The sequence below is a fragment of the Pandoraea pnomenusa genome, assembly GCF_040391475.1.
GTDB classification, from domain to species: Bacteria; Pseudomonadota; Gammaproteobacteria; order Burkholderiales; family Burkholderiaceae; genus Pandoraea; species Pandoraea pnomenusa_C.
Window position 1 is genome coordinate 209,921 of record NZ_JBEBXS010000003.1, and the last position, 15,641, is coordinate 225,561.

Genomic DNA, 15,641 nt, shown 5'->3' on the forward strand with positions numbered 1-15,641 from the left:
TCGGTGAGGAGGACTCATCACCATGACGAATACTGCCGTTCCCGCTTCGCCCTCGCTGCAAGGCCGCGTCACCCTGATCATTCTTGCCGGTGCGCTCGTGCTGAGCGCTGCGATGGGCACCCGCCAGACCTTCGGTCTGTTCATCAACCCGTTTTCCTACGACCGCGGCGTGCCGGTCACGCTCGTGGCCTTCGCCATCGCGTTGCACAACCTCGTGTGGGGCTTCGCGCAGCCCTTTGCAGGCGCAATGGCGGACCGTCACGGCCCCGCCCCCGTGGTCGCCTTCGGCGCGTTCGCCTTTGCCGCCGGTCTCGCGCTGGCCGCACTCGCACCGTCCGGCATCTGGCTTGTGATCGGGCTGGGGGTGCTGGTCGGACTCGGCATCAGTTGCACGACGTTCGGCGTGGTACTGCCTGCGGTGAGTCGCGCCGTCACGCCCGAGAGGCGCACGATGGCGATGGGGCTGGTGAGTGCAGGCGGCTCACTCGGACAGGTCGCCCTCGTGCCCGTCGCGCAGATGCTGCGCCAGACGTACGGCGTCTCGACGTCGCTCTTCGTGCTCGCGATGATCCTGTGCTGCGCGGCACCGCTCGGCTTGCTCATGACGTTACAACGACGCGGCAGGCGATCCGGGGCACAGGCCGCCGTCGAGGCCTCGCCCGCTTCGGCGGCCAACGACAACGAACATGTCTCGCTACGCGAAGTGCTCCTCCAGGCGCGCACGCACCGGGGCTATCAGCTGCTGACGCTCGGCTTCTTCACGTGCGGCTTTCAACTGGCGTTCATTGCGACCCACCTGCCGGGCTACCTGGTGATGTGCCACATGCCGATCAGTCTGGGCGCCACGGCCCTCGCGCTGATCGGGTTGTTCAACATGCTGGGGAGTTGGGCGTGCGGCTGGCTGGGCGGACGCTATCGCCAGCACCATGTGCTCGGCTGGCTGTATCTGATTCGGGGCGCGGCCATCGCTCTTTTCTTCCTGTCGCCGAAGACCGACACCAGTGTCGTGATCTTCGCCGCCGTCATGGGCTTGACGTGGTTGGGCACGGTACCGCTCACGAGTGGGCTGGTCGCCAAGGTGTTCGGCATGCGTCACCTCGGCACGCTCTTCGGCGTGTGCTTCATGAGCCATCAGGTCGGCTCGTTCCTCGGCGCATGGCTGGGCGGGTATGTGCTGGACGTGACCGGCTCGTACAACCTCGTCTGGGCGCTGACGGCGATCCTCGGCGTGGTTGCGGCCGCGCTGCACTTCCCCATCGACGACGAGAGCGTGGTGCCGCCGATGCGGCAACCGATACCGGCTCGCGCCTGACGCACTCGCCCGGCAATGGGCAACACGGGCTTACAGGCGGTGGGCGTTGGCCAGACGGAAAATCTTCGTCCACCGTTGTGCCAACGAACGGTTCGGCATCGGCACACGCCAGTCGGCGCGGGCGTTGTGGGCAAGCGTCATGACGAGCGCCCACCGTCCGTCGTCGTTCACCGGGTGGGCCGATGTCACGTCGGAGAACACGAAGCGTGTCTCGTGATCGTCCACACGGATCGAGCCCATCTTGCGATCGGCATCGAGCGCGAGTTCGCCCCAGGCGCCCGAGACGCTCACCATGCGCTTGCCGTCGCGGCGCACGCCATGCACCGCACGATAGCGGCGCAACGCATCGGCGGCCAGCCACACGACGATCAACACGCACACCACAATCGTTGCGATGGCGGCGAGGGTGCCGAAGCGCAACGCGACTGCGGCATACAAGCGTATCGCACCGTACACAATGCCCGCCAACACGACGAGCGCCAGAAGAATGAATGGCACGTCGGCCTCCCTACGTCACTACCGTTCATGGGCCATCACGTTAACAACGTGCTGACGTCGCGCCGAACGCCGGCCCCACGAACCACGAAGCCCCGCCAGCGGAACGGCCCGGCGGGGCTTCATTTCACCACAGACGGCGCCTGCGCGCCGGTTTGCACCGACGGCCGGCTCCGCCCCCTACGGCACGGCTTACCGTTGCGGCTGCGGTGCCGCGCCAACGTCCTTGCGCACCTTGGCCACTTGCGCCGCCGTGACTGCCGGCGCCTTGTTGCCCCAGCTCGAGCGCACGAAGGTCAGCACGTCCGCCACGTCCTGATCGGTCAGGCGGTCGTCGAAGCCCGGCATCGCGTAGTGCGTCGGTGCCGACTTCGTCCACGGCATCTCCCCACCGCGCAGCACAATGTGGATGAGCGAGGTCGGATCGGCCGAGTTCACCGTCGAGCTCAACGCCAGCGTCGGGAACGTCTGCGTGTAACCCTTGCCCGTGCTGCGGTGACATGCGGCACAGTTGTCGAGGAACGTGAGCGCACCGTTACTCTTGTCGGTGCCCGTGCGCAACGCCTTGGCCACCGTCTCGTCGTAGGCGAGCGCCTTGGCGTTCGGGTCGACCGGCTTCAACGTCTTCAGGTACTTGGCAATGGCCGCGAGGTCGTCGTCGCTCATGTGCTGGGCGCTATGCTGCACCACGTCCGACATGCCGCCGAAGGCTGCGGAATGGTCGTTGCGCCCGCCCTTGAGGAACGCCGTGATGTCGCCTTCGGTCCAGTTGCCCAGACCGTCGGTCACATCGCCGCGCAGGTTCTTCGCCAGGAAGTTGTCGACCACGCCGCCCGAGAGGAACGCGGTGCTGTCGTCGGTGAGCGCTTTTTCCTGCAACGCGAAACCGCGTGGCGTGTGGCACGCACTGCAATGGCCCAGCCCTTCGACGAGATAACGTCCGCGTGCGATCGGATCGTTGTCGGTCGATGCAGCATCGGCCACGACTGCCGGTGCAAACATCTTGCGCCAGATCGACAACGGCCAGCGCATCGACATCGGCCACGGAATCTCCGTCGCCTTGTTCGCCTGCGCGACCGGCTGCACGCCATTCATGAAGTAGGCATACAGCGCCTTGACGTCGGCCGGACGCACCTTCGCATACGAGGTGTACGGCATGGCCGGATACAGCGTCGAGCCGTTCTTCGCGATACCGTGACGCACGGCCCGATCGAAGTCTTCGAGGCTGTAGTTGCCGATGCCGGTGTCCTTGTCCGGCGTGATGTTCGTCGAGTAGATCGTGCCGATGGGCGACGCAATCGGCAATCCACCCGCGAACGGCTGGCCCTTGGGCGCCGTGTGACACGCCGCACAATCGGCCACGCGCGCGAGGTACTCGCCCTGCTTCACGAGTTGCGCCTGCGGATCGTTGGCAGCGGGCGTCGGAGTCCCTGCGGCCGTCACGGCAGAGGCCGTCACCGACGGCGTGGGCACCGGGGTCACGGCAGGCGTGGCGGGCGGCGTGGCATTCTGTGCCCACACCGCCACGGCCGCCACGGTGAGCGCGCCGGCAGCGAGAGCCACGGCGGAGCGTTTCATCATCGTTTTGCGGATCATGGTTGCGCTCCTCAAGCCTGCACCAGCGGGCCAGCGTCCTTGAGGTACTGTTCGCGAATCGCCTTCGCCGACCAGTACGCCAACGCCGCCACCACACCGGTGGGGTTGTAGCCCATGTTCTGCGGAAACGCCGAAGCGCCCATCACGAACACGTTGGACACGTCCCAACTCTGCAGATACTTGTTGACCACGCTGTTCGACGGGTTCGTGCCCATGATGGCGCCCCCGGTCGTGTGCGTGCTCTGGTAGATCCGCGTGTCGTAACGCGTGCCCTTCTTGCGAATCGCGCGGAACACCTTCTCCGGATTCATCGCCTTGCCGACTTCCTCCATGCGGTCGCCCATGTAGCCGAGCATGTTGTACTCGTTGTCGTGCCAGTCGAAGGTCATGCGCAACAGCGGCACGCCGTAGGCGTCCTTGTACGTCGGATCGAGATCGAGGCACGCGTCGCGGTACGACATCACCGAGCCGGAAATGCCGATGGTCATGTAGCGCTGATACGCGTCGGCGATGCCCGCCTTCCACTTGCTGCCCCAGGCGGGTGTGCCCGGCACCGTCGGCGTCATCTTGATCGGACGGCCGCCATAGCGCACGTGACGAATACTCGCGCCGCCAATGAAGCCCAGCGGACCGTGATCGAACTGGTCGCCGTTCAGGTCGTCCATCGACACGCCGCCGGCGCCCGTGCCGATGAACGGATTGAGTTGCGTGCCCTTGGGCAGCAGCACGTTCACGGCACCGTTCATCTGGTACGCGTAGTTCTTGCCGACGACACCCTCGCCCGTCTTCGGGTCATACGGCTTGCCGATGCCCGAGAGCAGCAGCAGTCGCACGTTGTGCATCTGATACGCCGCCAGAATCACGATGTCGGCCGGTTGCTCGACTTCGCGCCCCTGCGCGTCGATGTAGGTCACACCCGTGGCCTTCTTGCCGTCGCTGTCGAGATTGACCTTGACGACATACGAATGCGGACGCAACTCGAAGTTGGGCTTCTTGAGCAGCACCGGCATGATGGTCGTCTGCGGCGAGGCCTTCGAATACATGTAGCAGCCGTAGTTCTCGCAGAAGCCGCAGAAGTTGCACGGCCCGAGGCGCACGCCGTACGGGTTCGTGTAAGGCTGGGAGGTATTGGCCGCCGGCGCGGGATACGGGTTGAAGCCGACTTCGCGCGCTGCCTTCTCGAACAGCGCGGCGCCGAAGGTGTTCTGCAGCGCGGGCGTCGGGTATTCGCTGGAACGCACCCCTTCGCGCGGGTTGCCGCCAGGCATGATCTTGCCGTTCAGGTTGCCGGCCGTACCCGACGTGCCGAACACCTTCTCGGCGAAATCGAAGTGCGGCTCCAGCTCTTCGTAGCTCACGCCGAAGTCCTGAATCGTCATGCCCTCGGGGATGAACTTCTTGCCGTAGCGCTCTTCGTAGTGGCTGCGCAGCTTGAGCTCTTCGGGCAGGATCCGGTAGTGCATGCCGTTCCAGTGGAAGCCTGCGCCGCCTACGCCGTTGCCCAGCAGGAACGAACCGTTCTGACGGTACGGCACGGCGAGATCGTCCGGCGTATGACGAATCGTGACGGTCTCACGCGCCAGTTCCTGAAACAGCTTGCCGCGCACCGAGTATTCGAGTTCGTCGATGACCTTGGGGTACTGCGCATCCGTCGGCGTATCGCGCATGGCGCCACGCTCGAGTGCCACCACGTTCAGCCCTGCATCGGTGAGTTCCTGGCCGAGGATCGCCCCGGTCCAGCCGAAGCCCACGATGACGGCATCGACCTTGTCTTTCTTGATTGCCATGGATTAGCCCCGCTTTCCGGAAATCGACACAGGCCCATACGGGTACTTGACGTTGTGCTGGTCCACCCAGTCCATGAAGTCGGCGCGGGCACCGGGGAATCCCACCAGCTTCCAGCCGACCATATCCTTGTTGCCGCCGTGAATCGGATCCGACAGGAAACCTTCCTTGGTGTTGGCGAGCAGGTAGGAGAAGAACGTGCGCGCGGGCACGCTGTCGAATTCGATCTTCGCGTGCTCCAGATCGCCGAGCACGGCTTCCTGCGTGGCGTGGTCGAGATCGGCGAACGCCTTGTTGTACTGCTTCTTGCAGTACGCGTCGCAGGCCGCAATGCCGTGGCGATAGATGTCGCGCGGCACAAGGCTGAGCTGATAGCCCATCTCGGGCGGCTGATCGGTATGGAACGGCCCCTGCATGTACCAGAGCTTGCCGTAGCCGAAAGGCGTTTCCATCTGACGATCGATGAACTGCGGCACATCGGCCTGCAAGGCACCCGGACCGAGGTCGTCGGCGGGAATGAGACGATCGACGGCCGCACTCACGAAACGCCATTCGTCAGCAGTGAAGTACTTGGGCTCGTAGGTCTTGGTCGAAGCGGCGGGGGCAGCGGCGTTGTCGCTGCTACAGGCGGACTGCGTAAGCGTCGCACCGGTGGCGAGAGTCGTGGCAGGCACGATCGCCAGCACCTGGCGCAAAAAGCGCCGGCGCGGTTCCTTGTCCTGTGACATGGAGTTCTCCGTTTTTGGGGGGACGAATCACGCATGACAGTCAAGCGGTGGCTCGCCATGCGTGAGGAAAACCTGACAGGCTATTCACCTCGCGTAGCGCATTTAACGCGGCCATTCTACTGACAAGCTCCCTACATGGCAAAGCAAGAGATTGTTGCGCAAATCACGCAACATATTGATTAAAAAGGCTTGCAGATAATTAAAATATTTACTATTACGCGCGCACGCAACGTTTCGCACCGCAGAACATGCGGGGCATACCGGACGGCCGGAAGGCCTTCGCGAGACACCGTCCGGGCGACGCGCATGCATTGATGAAGAAATCGGGCCGCCCCGTTGAACGGTGGCGGCCCGATGTCTGGTTACGACTCGTCGACTGGCGGTGGCGACTTCGGCAACGGCGGAGGCGGCGGCGCCTGCCACTTGCGCGACAGCACCGGGGGTAGCGCAGCGGAGGGACTCACGCGTTTGTGCCGATTGGCCCCGCTCCATTCGATGACGCGCTCGATCTCGGCGTCGGCAAGCGACTGGATGCGTCCATCGGCCCCATCGAATGCATCACGGTGCGGCCGCCCTCCGACCACTCGCGCGCCGGAATCGTCACGCATGCGCCGGGGTTCGTGAGGCGAAGCCGATGACACTGGCGCCTCCTCCACGTTGTCTTCGTTGACTTCCGCGATAACCTCGAACTGCGTTTGTCGATGCGCACGCGTCACGCGCTCCGGCCCGAAGGTGACCGTCGGCGAACGTGTCATCGAAGGTCTGCGGCCGTCTTCCTGGAAAGCGCCTCGCGCAGGCGTCGCATCAGACACGGAGACCGAAGCGGCCTCGTCAACCGCCCCTTCGCGTCGGAACGAGGTCTCCTCCTCGACGCTCGCCAGTCGCTTGACCGACGTCAGGTTTGCGTCCAGGTCCGTTGACTGCGCCGAGAGGCTGTCCGCATCATCACCGTCGACGAGTCCGTGCGGCACGCTGCGCTCGCGCGCCGCAGCTTCGGACGAGCGAGTCTGCAATTCGGAAAGTAGATCGGTTGCCCGCTGGGCGCTGCGCTCCATGTCGCGGATACGATTGAACAGCCACGACGCACCGTTTCCCGGCGGCACGAAGTCGGACTTCGCATCATTGAGCACGACCGTGCTCTCATAGCGACCGAACCCTCGCGCATTAAGTGTGTCGAGCGTGACGCGAGTGCCGGGCGGCAGCCCGATCAACATCGCCAGATTGGCGGCTTCGCGCTGCGCACGCAGCTTCTCCGCCGTCAGCCACGAGCGAGATTTCGCTGGCTTTAGCACGCATCGATCTCCGCGGAACGCGAGCCGTAATGGCACGTTCGCGCCGTCTTTGGATCGCTCTTTCTCCGCTTCGCGCGTCATGTCGTTGAGCAGGAACAGGTCACGGCGATCGTACTTGATCTGCGTGAGCTTGTTGCTCAACGACCTGTCCGTCAACGCATACATGGCGTGACAAAGCTTGTCGACGCCCACTTGCGACATGACGGCCGGCAGGGCATGCCGGGCATCCGGTGCGCGTTCGATTTCTGCATCCCCGCGCTTGACGATATCGTCAAGCGCCCGAATCGCACCGGCCTGCACCTCGTAGGGAGCCATCGGGTAATCGCGCACATGGGCCTCGTCGCATGGCGTCTGTCCCGTGCCGACTGCCCTGAGCACATCGAATCGCCCGGTCTCGAATTTTCGTTCGACGTTCGCGGCGACGAGGTATGAATTACGCCAGTTTGCCAGCGCTTCGCGCACCTCCTGCGAGGTGGCGATCAACTCATGCGCGTCACGGATGTCGTTGCTGGATTCGATCAGCCATGCGTTGAACGAAATTTGCGAGGTCCCCGAGATTTCGAGTCGGGTGCGCTCGGGGTACACGCGCCACGCGCGCCCCGCAACGTTCGGCATGGCCCCCAGCCGTTCGAAATCGCTGCCGAAACTGTCGTGCCTCTCCGGCGACTTCGCCACGAGGTTTCGCAGCACCACAGGCTCACAGACACCCGAGGAAAATAGTCGTGCAATTCCCATTTGAACAATCTCCTTGTTGCCAGACCGGACGGTCTTCAGCCGCAGGGAGACTAGTGGGGATTGCAGCAGTGCGATGTCGATTGTGGGGGACGGCTTCGTTTTGTGGCACAGGCTCATGCATTCCCTGCACGCAAAACGCGTAAGGGGCCTGTGCCTGCGATTCAGAAACGCGCCAGGAGTTGTCCGAGCAGCGCCGCGCCTTCTTTCCCTTTGGCGGAATCGGCCCAGAGGCGGTCGATCATGGCGCGATACATGCCGACACCGTCGGGCGATGTGGTGATGGTGGCAATCCCGGTACGCAGATTCGGCAATTCGCCGAGACGGAACGGCGAGACCGCCACGTATGCTTCGCCCTGCGCCTCGAAGATCTGAAATGTCTCGTTGGGCATGTTGTCGCTCACGATCCCGATTTGCACGCCCGTCGTATCGGCCTCCAGAAACTCGACGATGCGCGCGACTTCGCGTCGCGCTGCCAGCTTCCGCTCCAGTTGCACGCCCGGCGACAAGCCGAGGCGGCCGACGAGCCCGTGGTGCAGGAACTGCTCGATCTGACGCAACCCGATCAGACTCGTCACCGCCAGGCGCTGCCGCGAGAACGTCGACTTTCGCTCCTGCAAGATGCCGAGCACCCGGTCGATGGTGTTCGTCCAGTGCTTGTCGGCGAGCGTCGGTGGAATGCTCTCGTCGAGCATGTGACGCAACCACACGCCGTAGTCTTCGGAGGTCAGCAAAAACGAGATCGGATCGAAGTGCGCGACGATGCGCTCGGAGCGGCTTTCGAGCTGACGCATGCGCTCGAAATAGCTGACCGCCGAATCGTGGTACTCGACTTCCACGCCCAACAGATTCGCCAGCGACACGCCGAGCAACGCGGCCAATCGCTCCAGCGTGTCGATCTTGACGATCTCGCCGCGCTCCAGTTTGTAGATGGCCGCGCGTGAAATATCGAGCTGCTCCGCCACATCCTCACTGCGCAATTCCGCCGCAAGACGATACGCGCGCAGGCGCTCGCCGATGGCTCGGAAGTTGAAACGCGCGCCTCGCGGCGCCCGGGATGCATGGGTTGTTGCAGCAGCTCGAGTCAAATCGCCTCCTGTCGGATGGCAGTGCCCGGCGCGGCAGATTGTGCCGGGCCCGCATTGCAGTGCCGGGATTATACCGGTCGCCCAATCGGCCCGCGCCCCCACACGACCGGCTCGCCGCCACGTCGCCGACGGGTTGCGCCGTATCAAACCAGTTCACACCGGTTCGCACTTCAGCGCCGCCGTCGAGCGCTCCCCGTTCCGCTACCCGGAATATTTTTCCGATTGTCTATTTTTTTAGACATCGGCACGATCCGAGGCACGGGTCCCCCACCCCATGAGAATGCCCTGCTCCAAGGGCGTGCTCGCCCCCCATTGGGGGATGACCCGACGCGCCGGCAGTGATAGCCTGCGCGCCGTCCAGAAATTTATACAAAACAACGAGGGAATGATGAACACCTGGCACAAACTGGCTGGCGCTGTCGCCTTGGGCGCCGCCGCGCTGACGCCCGCAGCGCACGCACAATCGAGCGTGAGCTTCTACGGACTGGCCGACGCCTATGTCGGCTCGGTCAAGAACCCCGGCGGCAATGCCGCCGTAGTGCAGCAAGGCGGCGGCATGACCACGTCGTACTGGGGCCTGTCGGGCAATGAAGACCTGGGCGGGGGCAACAGCGCGCTGTTCGTGATCGAGAGCTACTTCCAGCCGAACAACGGCACCTACGGACGCTACTCGGGCGACAGCTTCTTCTCCCGCAATGCCTACGTCGGGCTCTCGAGCCGTGCGGGCACGCTGCGTCTGGGCCGCATCACCACGCCGCTCTATCTCGCGACGATCCAGTTCAACCCGTTCAACAACTCGTACACCTTCTCGCCGATGATTTTCCACACCTACAAGGGTCTGGGAACGCAGGGGGTGGTGGGTGACTCGGCATGGAACAACGCGATCGCGTACACGTCGCCGAGCTACGCCGGTCTCGCGGGCACCCTGCTCTACGCCACCGGCAACAGTGCAACCGATCACAGCGCGAAGAAGTGGGGCGCTGCGCTCACTTACGCCAACGGCCCGTTTGCCGCAGCGTTCAACTACCAGTACGTGAACTTCAGTGCCACGCCCGGCGACTTCGGTTCGCAACTGCCCGGCGTTACGGGACTGACGAATCAGAACACCGCGCAACTGGGCCTTTCGTACGACTTCGCGGTGGTAAAGGTCTTCGCGCAATACATGCTCGTGGCGAGCCAGGCGGCAAGCGGCAACTTCCATGCGAACACCGGACAGTTGGGCGCGTCGGTGCCGTTGGGCCGTGGCAGCGTGCTCGCCTCGATTGCGTACACCGGTTCGAACGGCTCGGGCGACAACCAGCGCCGCACCACGTGGGCACTCGGCTACGACTATCCGCTCTCCAAGCGCACCGACATCTACGCCGCTTACAAGTACGACCGCATGAGCGACATGTCCACCGGACAGACCTACGGCGCTGGCCTGCGCATGAAGTTCTGAGCGAATGCGGGGGGGATGGCAACGTTCACCCCGCGCGCCCGAAACCCCGTGGCGACGCGCATTGTCCGCACGAATGCGCCGCCGCCAGCGACTTCGCGATCAGGGTATAACCCGATAATTTTCGTCTTGCCTGCCTCGCCACGTTCGATTAGTCTAAATATTTAGACAGATGGAGAGCATGATGGATCTGCAACTCGCATGCGCCTGGTTACAGCGCGACACGGTCGGCCTGTCCGATATCGAAGATTTCGCCGTACGTTGTCTGAACGCCTCGCGCACGGCCACGCGCGAATCCGCCGCCCTGCTGTTGCTGGCCCAGACCGCGCAGACGTTCTCGGAACGCCAGTCCGGCATTGCCGCCAGTGGCGAGACCTTCCACGCGTTCCTCACCAGCACCAGAACCCAGGCCACGCGTCTGCGCGACGCCGCCGCCACGTCCGACGCCGACTTCCTCGCTGCACTCAACGCGTTCGCTGCGCAGTTGACGACCGAGGTCTACGCATAAGGTGCTGTGGGAGCGGCGTGTCCCCGGCGGTATTTTTTTCTTCCGATCGTCTAAAAATTTAGACATTCGGGACGATTCAACGAATTCGACGAAGACCACGGCGCCTTCACCGATTGACCGCTGCGTGGATTCGCCGCCCCCACAGGAACGGAACATGGAAGCCAACCTGAACTCACAAAGTGCACAACGTGCGGACGCTGCGCGTGACGACACGGTCACTCCCTACGCATGGAAAGCCCTCGCCGGTTCCGCCATCGGCTACGCGATGGACGGCTTCGACCTGCTCATCCTCGGCTTCATGCTGCCGGCCATTACCGCGGGTCTGCAACTCACCGCCGGGCAAGCCGGCGCGCTCGTGACGTGGACACTCATCGGCGCCGTCGCGGGCGGCATTCTGTTCGGCGCACTCTCGGACCGCTACGGCCGCGTGCGCATGCTCACGTGGACGATCCTGCTATTCGCCGTGTTCACCGGCCTGTGCGCGTTCGCACAAGGCTTCTGGGACTTGCTGGTGTATCGCACCATCGCGGGCATCGGACTGGGTGGTGAGTTCGGCATCGGCATGGCACTGGCCGCCGAAGCGTGGCCGGCGGCGAAACGCGCACGGGTGTCGTCGTACGTCGCACTCGGCTGGCAGACCGGTGTGCTCGCCGCCGCCCTGCTCACGCCGTTGCTGCTCATGCACATCGGCTGGCGCGGCATGTTCCTCGTGGGCGTGCTGCCCGCGCTGGTCGCCTGGGTACTGCGCAACAAGCTGCACGAGCCGGAAGTCTTCGTGCGGCGCGAGAAGACGCCGAAGTCCGGCAGCAGCAACGCCTTCCGCCTGCTCGTCAAGGACACCCGCACCACACGCGTGAGCCTGGGCATCGTGATCCTGTGCTCGGTCCAGAACTTCGGCTACTACGGCATCATGATCTGGCTGCCGACGTTCCTCTCGCAGAAGCTCGGTTTCTCGCTCACGAAGTCCGGTCTTTGGACGGCCGCCACCGTCGTCGGCATGATGTTCGGCGTGTGGGCCTTCGGACAACTCGCCGATCGCATCGGCCGCCGTCCGACCTTCCTGCTGTATCAGGCCGGTGCCGTCGTCATGGTGATCGTCTACGCGCAATTGACCGACCCCACGGTAATGCTCTTCGCCGGCGCGCTGATGGGGATGTTCGTGAACGGCATGGTCGGCGGCTACGGCACGCTCATGTCCGAGGCCTACCCGACCGCCGCGCGCGCCACCGCCCAGAACGTGCTGTGGAACATCGGACGCGCCATCGGCGGGCTCGGCCCCGTCGTCGTCGGCGCGCTCGCCGCGCGCTACTCCTTCCAGATCGCCATCGCGCTGCTTGCGAGCCTTTACGTGCTCGACATGCTCGCCACGCGCTTCCTGATCCCCGAACTCAAAGGCGTTGAACTCGAATGAACGATTTGCAAGAGGCGACTTGCTGCACGCCCACGGTCGCGACCCATCGCTGCCGTGTGCTCAGCCATCGCGCCGTCAACGCGCGCTACCGCTACCTGCGTCTGCAGGCGGACGCCCCCATTGCGCTCACCACGCAGCCGGGCCAGTTCTACCAGTTGAAGTGCCCGGTCACCGACACCGAGGCGCCCTTCCTGCTGCGCCCGATGAGCGTGTACGGCACCGGCCCGGCCGCCGACACCATCGAGTTTCTCTACAACGTGACGGGCGTGGGCACGCGTGCGCTTGCCACGCTGGACGAAGGCGCCACACTCGACATCGTCGGCCCGCTCGGCAATACCTTCACGCTCGATACCGCCGACGGCGCGTGGCAACGGGTGATGTTCGTCGCCCGGGGCGTGGGCCTGGCCACGATGGCCCCGCTCGTGCAACGCGCGGCGGCGGCCGGCCTGAAGCTGACTGTCGTCATGTCGGCGCGCAGCGAAGCCGATCTCATGCGCGACGAATTCCTGCGCACACCCGAAGCCCGTGAACTCGCCGACGTGCATTGCGTGTTCGACAGCGACGGCTCGTCCGCCGTCGACGCGCTCGAACCGCGCGTGCGTGCCCTGCTCGATGCCGCACCGCACGACGCCGTGTACACGTGCGGCTCGCACCGGCTGCTGATGCTGCTCCAGCGCGTGATCGCTTCGCACCCGCACATGACGGCCGAAGTCGCGATGGAACAACGCATGGCGTGCGGCATGGGCGTGTGCCTGTCGTGCGTGCGACTGTTCGATTGCGGCGGCGACAAGCAATTCCTGCGGGTGTGCCGTGAGGGCCCCGTGTTTCCGATTCGCGACGTTGTCGGGGAGGTGGACTTTGGCTGATCTTTCCGTTCGCATCGGGTCGCTCACCCTGCGCAACCCCGTCATGCCCGCCTCGGGCTGCTTCGCCGTGGAGTACGCCGAGGCACTGGATCTCAATCGTCTTGGCGCGCTCGTCATCAAGAGCGTGTCGCCCGCTACGCGTGCGGGCAATCCGACGCCGCGCGTGAGCGAGACGGCCAGCGGCATGCTCAACTCCATCGGCATTCCGAGCAAGGGGCTGGACGCGTATCGCCGTGACGTGCTGCCCGCCTACACGCGCTTCGATACGCCGGTTGTGGTCTCGGTATCGGCCGATACCGCGGAGTCCTTCGGCGACGCCTGCGCCACGCTGTCGCTGCCCGAAGTCGCCGCCATCGAAGCCAACATTTCGTGTCCGAATCTCGAAGCGGACGGCATGGCCTTCGCGATGCAACCCGAATCGACGTACAAGGCCGTGAGCGCGATCCGCCGGCGCACGTCGCATCCGCTGTGGGTCAAGCTCACGCCGAATGCGGGCCAGATCGCGCTCATCGCGCGCGCGGCGGAAGACGCCGGGGCCGATGCCATCGTCATGGGCAACACCGTGCTCGGCATGGCCATCGACGTGCGCACGCGCAAGCCGAAACTCGGCAATGTGATGGGCGGACTCTCGGGCCCTGCGATCAAACCGCTCGCCGTGCGGCTCGTGCATCAGTGTCATCGCGCCGTGCGCATTCCGATCATCGGCTGCGGCGGCATCGAAACGGCAGACGACGCTGTCGAGTTCATGCTCGCGGGCGCAACGGCCGTCCAGGTCGGAACCGCCTCGTTTCGCGATCCGGCCGTGATGGGACACATCGTCGACGGGCTCCACGCGTATTGCGACACGCAGCGTGTCGACAAGATCGCCGAGCTCACCGGCGCAGTCGCGCTCGACCCTCAACTTACCGATCGCTGGCTGCGCTTTGCCCAGCAGTCGGGTTGAGCCAACCTCGGTCGGCACCTGGCACCACGTAGTCCGCATCAATACGCATTCATACGCACCAACGCGCAACCCTCGCGACCCGTTCGCGAAAAGAAGCACACACATGGAACTGAACGCGCTGGCCCCGCTGGCCGAGCAACTCTTCACCGACCTGCGCCGTCTGGGCGACGACGGCGTCGGCATCACTCGCGACAGCTACGGCGACGGCGAGAACGCTGCCGCCGCATATCTCACGGAATGGGCAGGCCATCAGGGACTGACCGTCACACGCGATCGCGCCGCCAACCTCGTCTTCACGCTGCCCGACGACGCCGGTGACGCCCCCGCCACGTGGATCGGATCGCATCTCGACTCCGTCCCCCAGGGCGGCAACTACGACGGCCTCGCCGGGATCGTCGCCGGTCTGCTGTGCCTCGTCGAACAACGGCGTTCGCAGCGCTACACCGCCACGCCCGTGCGCGTGCTCGCCTTGCGCGGCGAAGAAAGCGCCTGGTTCGGACGCGCCTACATGGGCTCGAGCGCCCTCTTCGGCAAGCTGACCGACGCCGATCTCGCCATGACGCATCGCTCGCACGGACGCACGCTCGCGCAGTGCATGACCGAGGCGGGCGCCGACGTCGAGGCGATTCGCGACGGGGCGATGCTGTTCGACGCGTCGCATGCCAAGGCGTGGCTGGAGCTGCATATCGAGCAGGGACCGGTGATGATCGCGCGCGACATGCCGGTGGCCATCGTGCCGGGCATTCGCGGCAATGTGCGGCACAACCGCGTGTCGTGCATCGGCGAAGCCGGTCACTCGGGAGCGGTGCCCCGTTGGCTGCGTCACGACGCGATGTTCGCCGTGGCCGATCTCATTACGCGTCTGGACGAGCATTGGCGGGCGTTGCTCGAGCGCGGCATCGATCTCGTCGTCACCACCGGCATCGTCGGCACCGATCCGGCGGAGCACGCCATCTCGCGCATTCCCGGCAAGGTGGATTTCAGTCTGGAGGTGCGCAGTCAGAGCCTGGATACGCTCGACGTGTTCTACGAACTGATGCGCACGGAGTGCCGCGCCATCGAGCGCGATCGCGGTGTGCAGTTCGTGTTCGACCGGCGGCTGTCGTCGGCGCCCGCCGTCATGGATGCCCACGTGTCGTCGCTGCTTGTCGACGCCTGCCGTGCGCTCGAACTGCCGCAGGAACGCGTGCCGAGCGGCGCCGGGCATGACGCCGCCATCTTCGCCAACGCGGGCATTCCCAGCGGCATGGTGTTCGTGCGCAATGCCAACGGCTCGCACAATCCCCACGAAAGCATGGACCTCGACGACTTCATGCGCGGCGTGCAGGTCATGGCCGACGCCACGCATCGACTCTGACCGGTCCGTCGCCGGATGTTGCATCCCAATGCAATCGGGCCGCATTTCTGCGGCCCGATGCCTTTGAGGCGGTGTTTGCGCGATTGACGGCCT

At 64.7% G+C, this 15,641-nt stretch carries 13 protein-coding genes; 7 read left to right on the forward strand and 6 right to left on the reverse strand.

What is annotated here, in order from left to right:
- Window positions 1-22 precede the first annotated feature (22 nt).
- The gene (locus ABWO90_RS05125) at window positions 23-1,312 is read left to right on the forward strand and encodes an MFS transporter (RefSeq protein ID WP_353190120.1); all 1,290 of its coding nucleotides are present in this window, start codon (window positions 23-25) and stop codon (window positions 1,310-1,312) included.
- 30 nt (window positions 1,313-1,342) lie between these two features.
- Here ABWO90_RS05125 and ABWO90_RS05130 read toward each other — a convergent pair whose 3' ends face one another.
- The 6 genes from ABWO90_RS05130 to ABWO90_RS05155 form a co-directional block, all read right to left on the reverse strand.
- Window positions 1,343-1,810: a hypothetical protein gene (locus ABWO90_RS05130; protein WP_353190121.1), complete on the reverse strand. Its 468-nt coding sequence runs from the start codon at window positions 1,808-1,810 to the stop codon at window positions 1,343-1,345.
- Between the two features lie 189 nt (window positions 1,811-1,999).
- The gene (locus ABWO90_RS05135) at window positions 2,000-3,403 is read right to left on the reverse strand and encodes a c-type cytochrome (RefSeq protein WP_502922543.1); all 1,404 of its coding nucleotides are present in this window, start codon (window positions 3,401-3,403) and stop codon (window positions 2,000-2,002) included.
- Between the two features lie 11 nt (window positions 3,404-3,414).
- The gene (locus ABWO90_RS05140) at window positions 3,415-5,190 is read right to left on the reverse strand and encodes a GMC family oxidoreductase (protein ID WP_353190122.1); all 1,776 of its coding nucleotides are present in this window, start codon (window positions 5,188-5,190) and stop codon (window positions 3,415-3,417) included.
- 3 nt (window positions 5,191-5,193) lie between these two features.
- On the reverse strand, window positions 5,194-5,916 hold the full coding sequence (locus ABWO90_RS05145; protein WP_353190123.1) for a gluconate 2-dehydrogenase subunit 3 family protein: 723 nt from the start codon (window positions 5,914-5,916) through the stop codon (window positions 5,194-5,196).
- 362 nt (window positions 5,917-6,278) lie between these two features.
- The gene (locus tag ABWO90_RS05150; RefSeq protein WP_353190124.1) at window positions 6,279-7,943 is read right to left on the reverse strand and encodes a hypothetical protein; all 1,665 of its coding nucleotides are present in this window, start codon (window positions 7,941-7,943) and stop codon (window positions 6,279-6,281) included.
- Window positions 7,944-8,104: 161 nt separating this feature from the next.
- Window positions 8,105-9,028 (reverse strand): helix-turn-helix domain-containing protein, encoded by a 924-nt coding sequence (locus tag ABWO90_RS05155; RefSeq protein WP_353190125.1) that lies wholly within the window; start codon window positions 9,026-9,028, stop codon window positions 8,105-8,107.
- 385 nt (window positions 9,029-9,413) lie between these two features.
- Between ABWO90_RS05155 and ABWO90_RS05160 the strand changes: the two genes are divergently transcribed.
- The 6 genes from ABWO90_RS05160 to ABWO90_RS05185 all read left to right on the forward strand — a co-directional run bounded on the left by ABWO90_RS05160 (window position 9,414) and on the right by ABWO90_RS05185 (window position 15,548).
- A complete protein-coding gene (locus ABWO90_RS05160; protein WP_353190126.1) occupies window positions 9,414-10,466 on the forward strand; it encodes a porin in 1,053 nt (350 codons plus the stop codon).
- A 178-nt stretch (window positions 10,467-10,644) separates the two neighbouring features.
- A complete protein-coding gene (locus ABWO90_RS05165; protein WP_353190127.1) occupies window positions 10,645-10,971 on the forward strand; it encodes a hypothetical protein in 327 nt (108 codons plus the stop codon).
- Window positions 10,972-11,125: 154 nt separating this feature from the next.
- On the forward strand, window positions 11,126-12,382 hold the full coding sequence (locus ABWO90_RS05170; protein ID WP_353190128.1) for an MFS transporter: 1,257 nt from the start codon (window positions 11,126-11,128) through the stop codon (window positions 12,380-12,382).
- A complete protein-coding gene (locus tag ABWO90_RS05175; protein WP_353190129.1) occupies window positions 12,379-13,248 on the forward strand; it encodes a dihydroorotate dehydrogenase electron transfer subunit in 870 nt (289 codons plus the stop codon). Before ABWO90_RS05170 ends, ABWO90_RS05175 begins: the two co-directional genes overlap by 4 nt.
- Entirely contained in the window at window positions 13,241-14,191 is a 951-nt protein-coding gene (locus tag ABWO90_RS05180) for a dihydroorotate dehydrogenase (RefSeq protein WP_353190130.1), read from the forward strand. Before ABWO90_RS05175 ends, ABWO90_RS05180 begins: the two co-directional genes overlap by 8 nt.
- A 103-nt stretch (window positions 14,192-14,294) precedes the next feature.
- Window positions 14,295-15,548 carry a hydantoinase/carbamoylase family amidase gene (locus ABWO90_RS05185; RefSeq protein ID WP_353190131.1) on the forward strand — a complete coding sequence of 418 codons (1,254 nt, stop codon included), beginning with the start codon at window positions 14,295-14,297 and terminating at the stop codon, window positions 15,546-15,548.
- The last annotated feature ends 93 nt before the right edge of the window (window positions 15,549-15,641 follow it).

Bases quoted from the DNA above. Each gene is read 5' to 3' on its own strand.
- ABWO90_RS05185 (WP_353190131.1), top strand. From the start codon at position 14,295: ATGGAACTGAACGCGCTGGCCCCGCTGGCCGAGCAACTCTTCACCGAC.
- ABWO90_RS05170 (WP_353190128.1), top strand. From the start codon at position 11,126: ATGGAAGCCAACCTGAACTCACAAAGTGCACAACGTGCGGACGCTGCG.
- ABWO90_RS05150 (WP_353190124.1), bottom strand. From the start codon at position 7,943: ATGGGAATTGCACGACTATTTTCCTCGGGTGTCTGTGAGCCTGTGGTG.
- ABWO90_RS05125 (WP_353190120.1), top strand. From the start codon at position 23: ATGACGAATACTGCCGTTCCCGCTTCGCCCTCGCTGCAAGGCCGCGTC.
- ABWO90_RS05135 (WP_502922543.1), bottom strand. From the start codon at position 3,403: ATGATCCGCAAAACGATGATGAAACGCTCCGCCGTGGCTCTCGCTGCC.
- ABWO90_RS05145 (WP_353190123.1), bottom strand. From the start codon at position 5,916: ATGTCACAGGACAAGGAACCGCGCCGGCGCTTTTTGCGCCAGGTGCTG.
- ABWO90_RS05165 (WP_353190127.1), top strand. From the start codon at position 10,645: ATGATGGATCTGCAACTCGCATGCGCCTGGTTACAGCGCGACACGGTC.
- ABWO90_RS05160 (WP_353190126.1), top strand. From the start codon at position 9,414: ATGATGAACACCTGGCACAAACTGGCTGGCGCTGTCGCCTTGGGCGCC.
- ABWO90_RS05175 (WP_353190129.1), top strand. From the start codon at position 12,379: ATGAACGATTTGCAAGAGGCGACTTGCTGCACGCCCACGGTCGCGACC.
- ABWO90_RS05140 (WP_353190122.1), bottom strand. From the start codon at position 5,190: ATGGCAATCAAGAAAGACAAGGTCGATGCCGTCATCGTGGGCTTCGGC.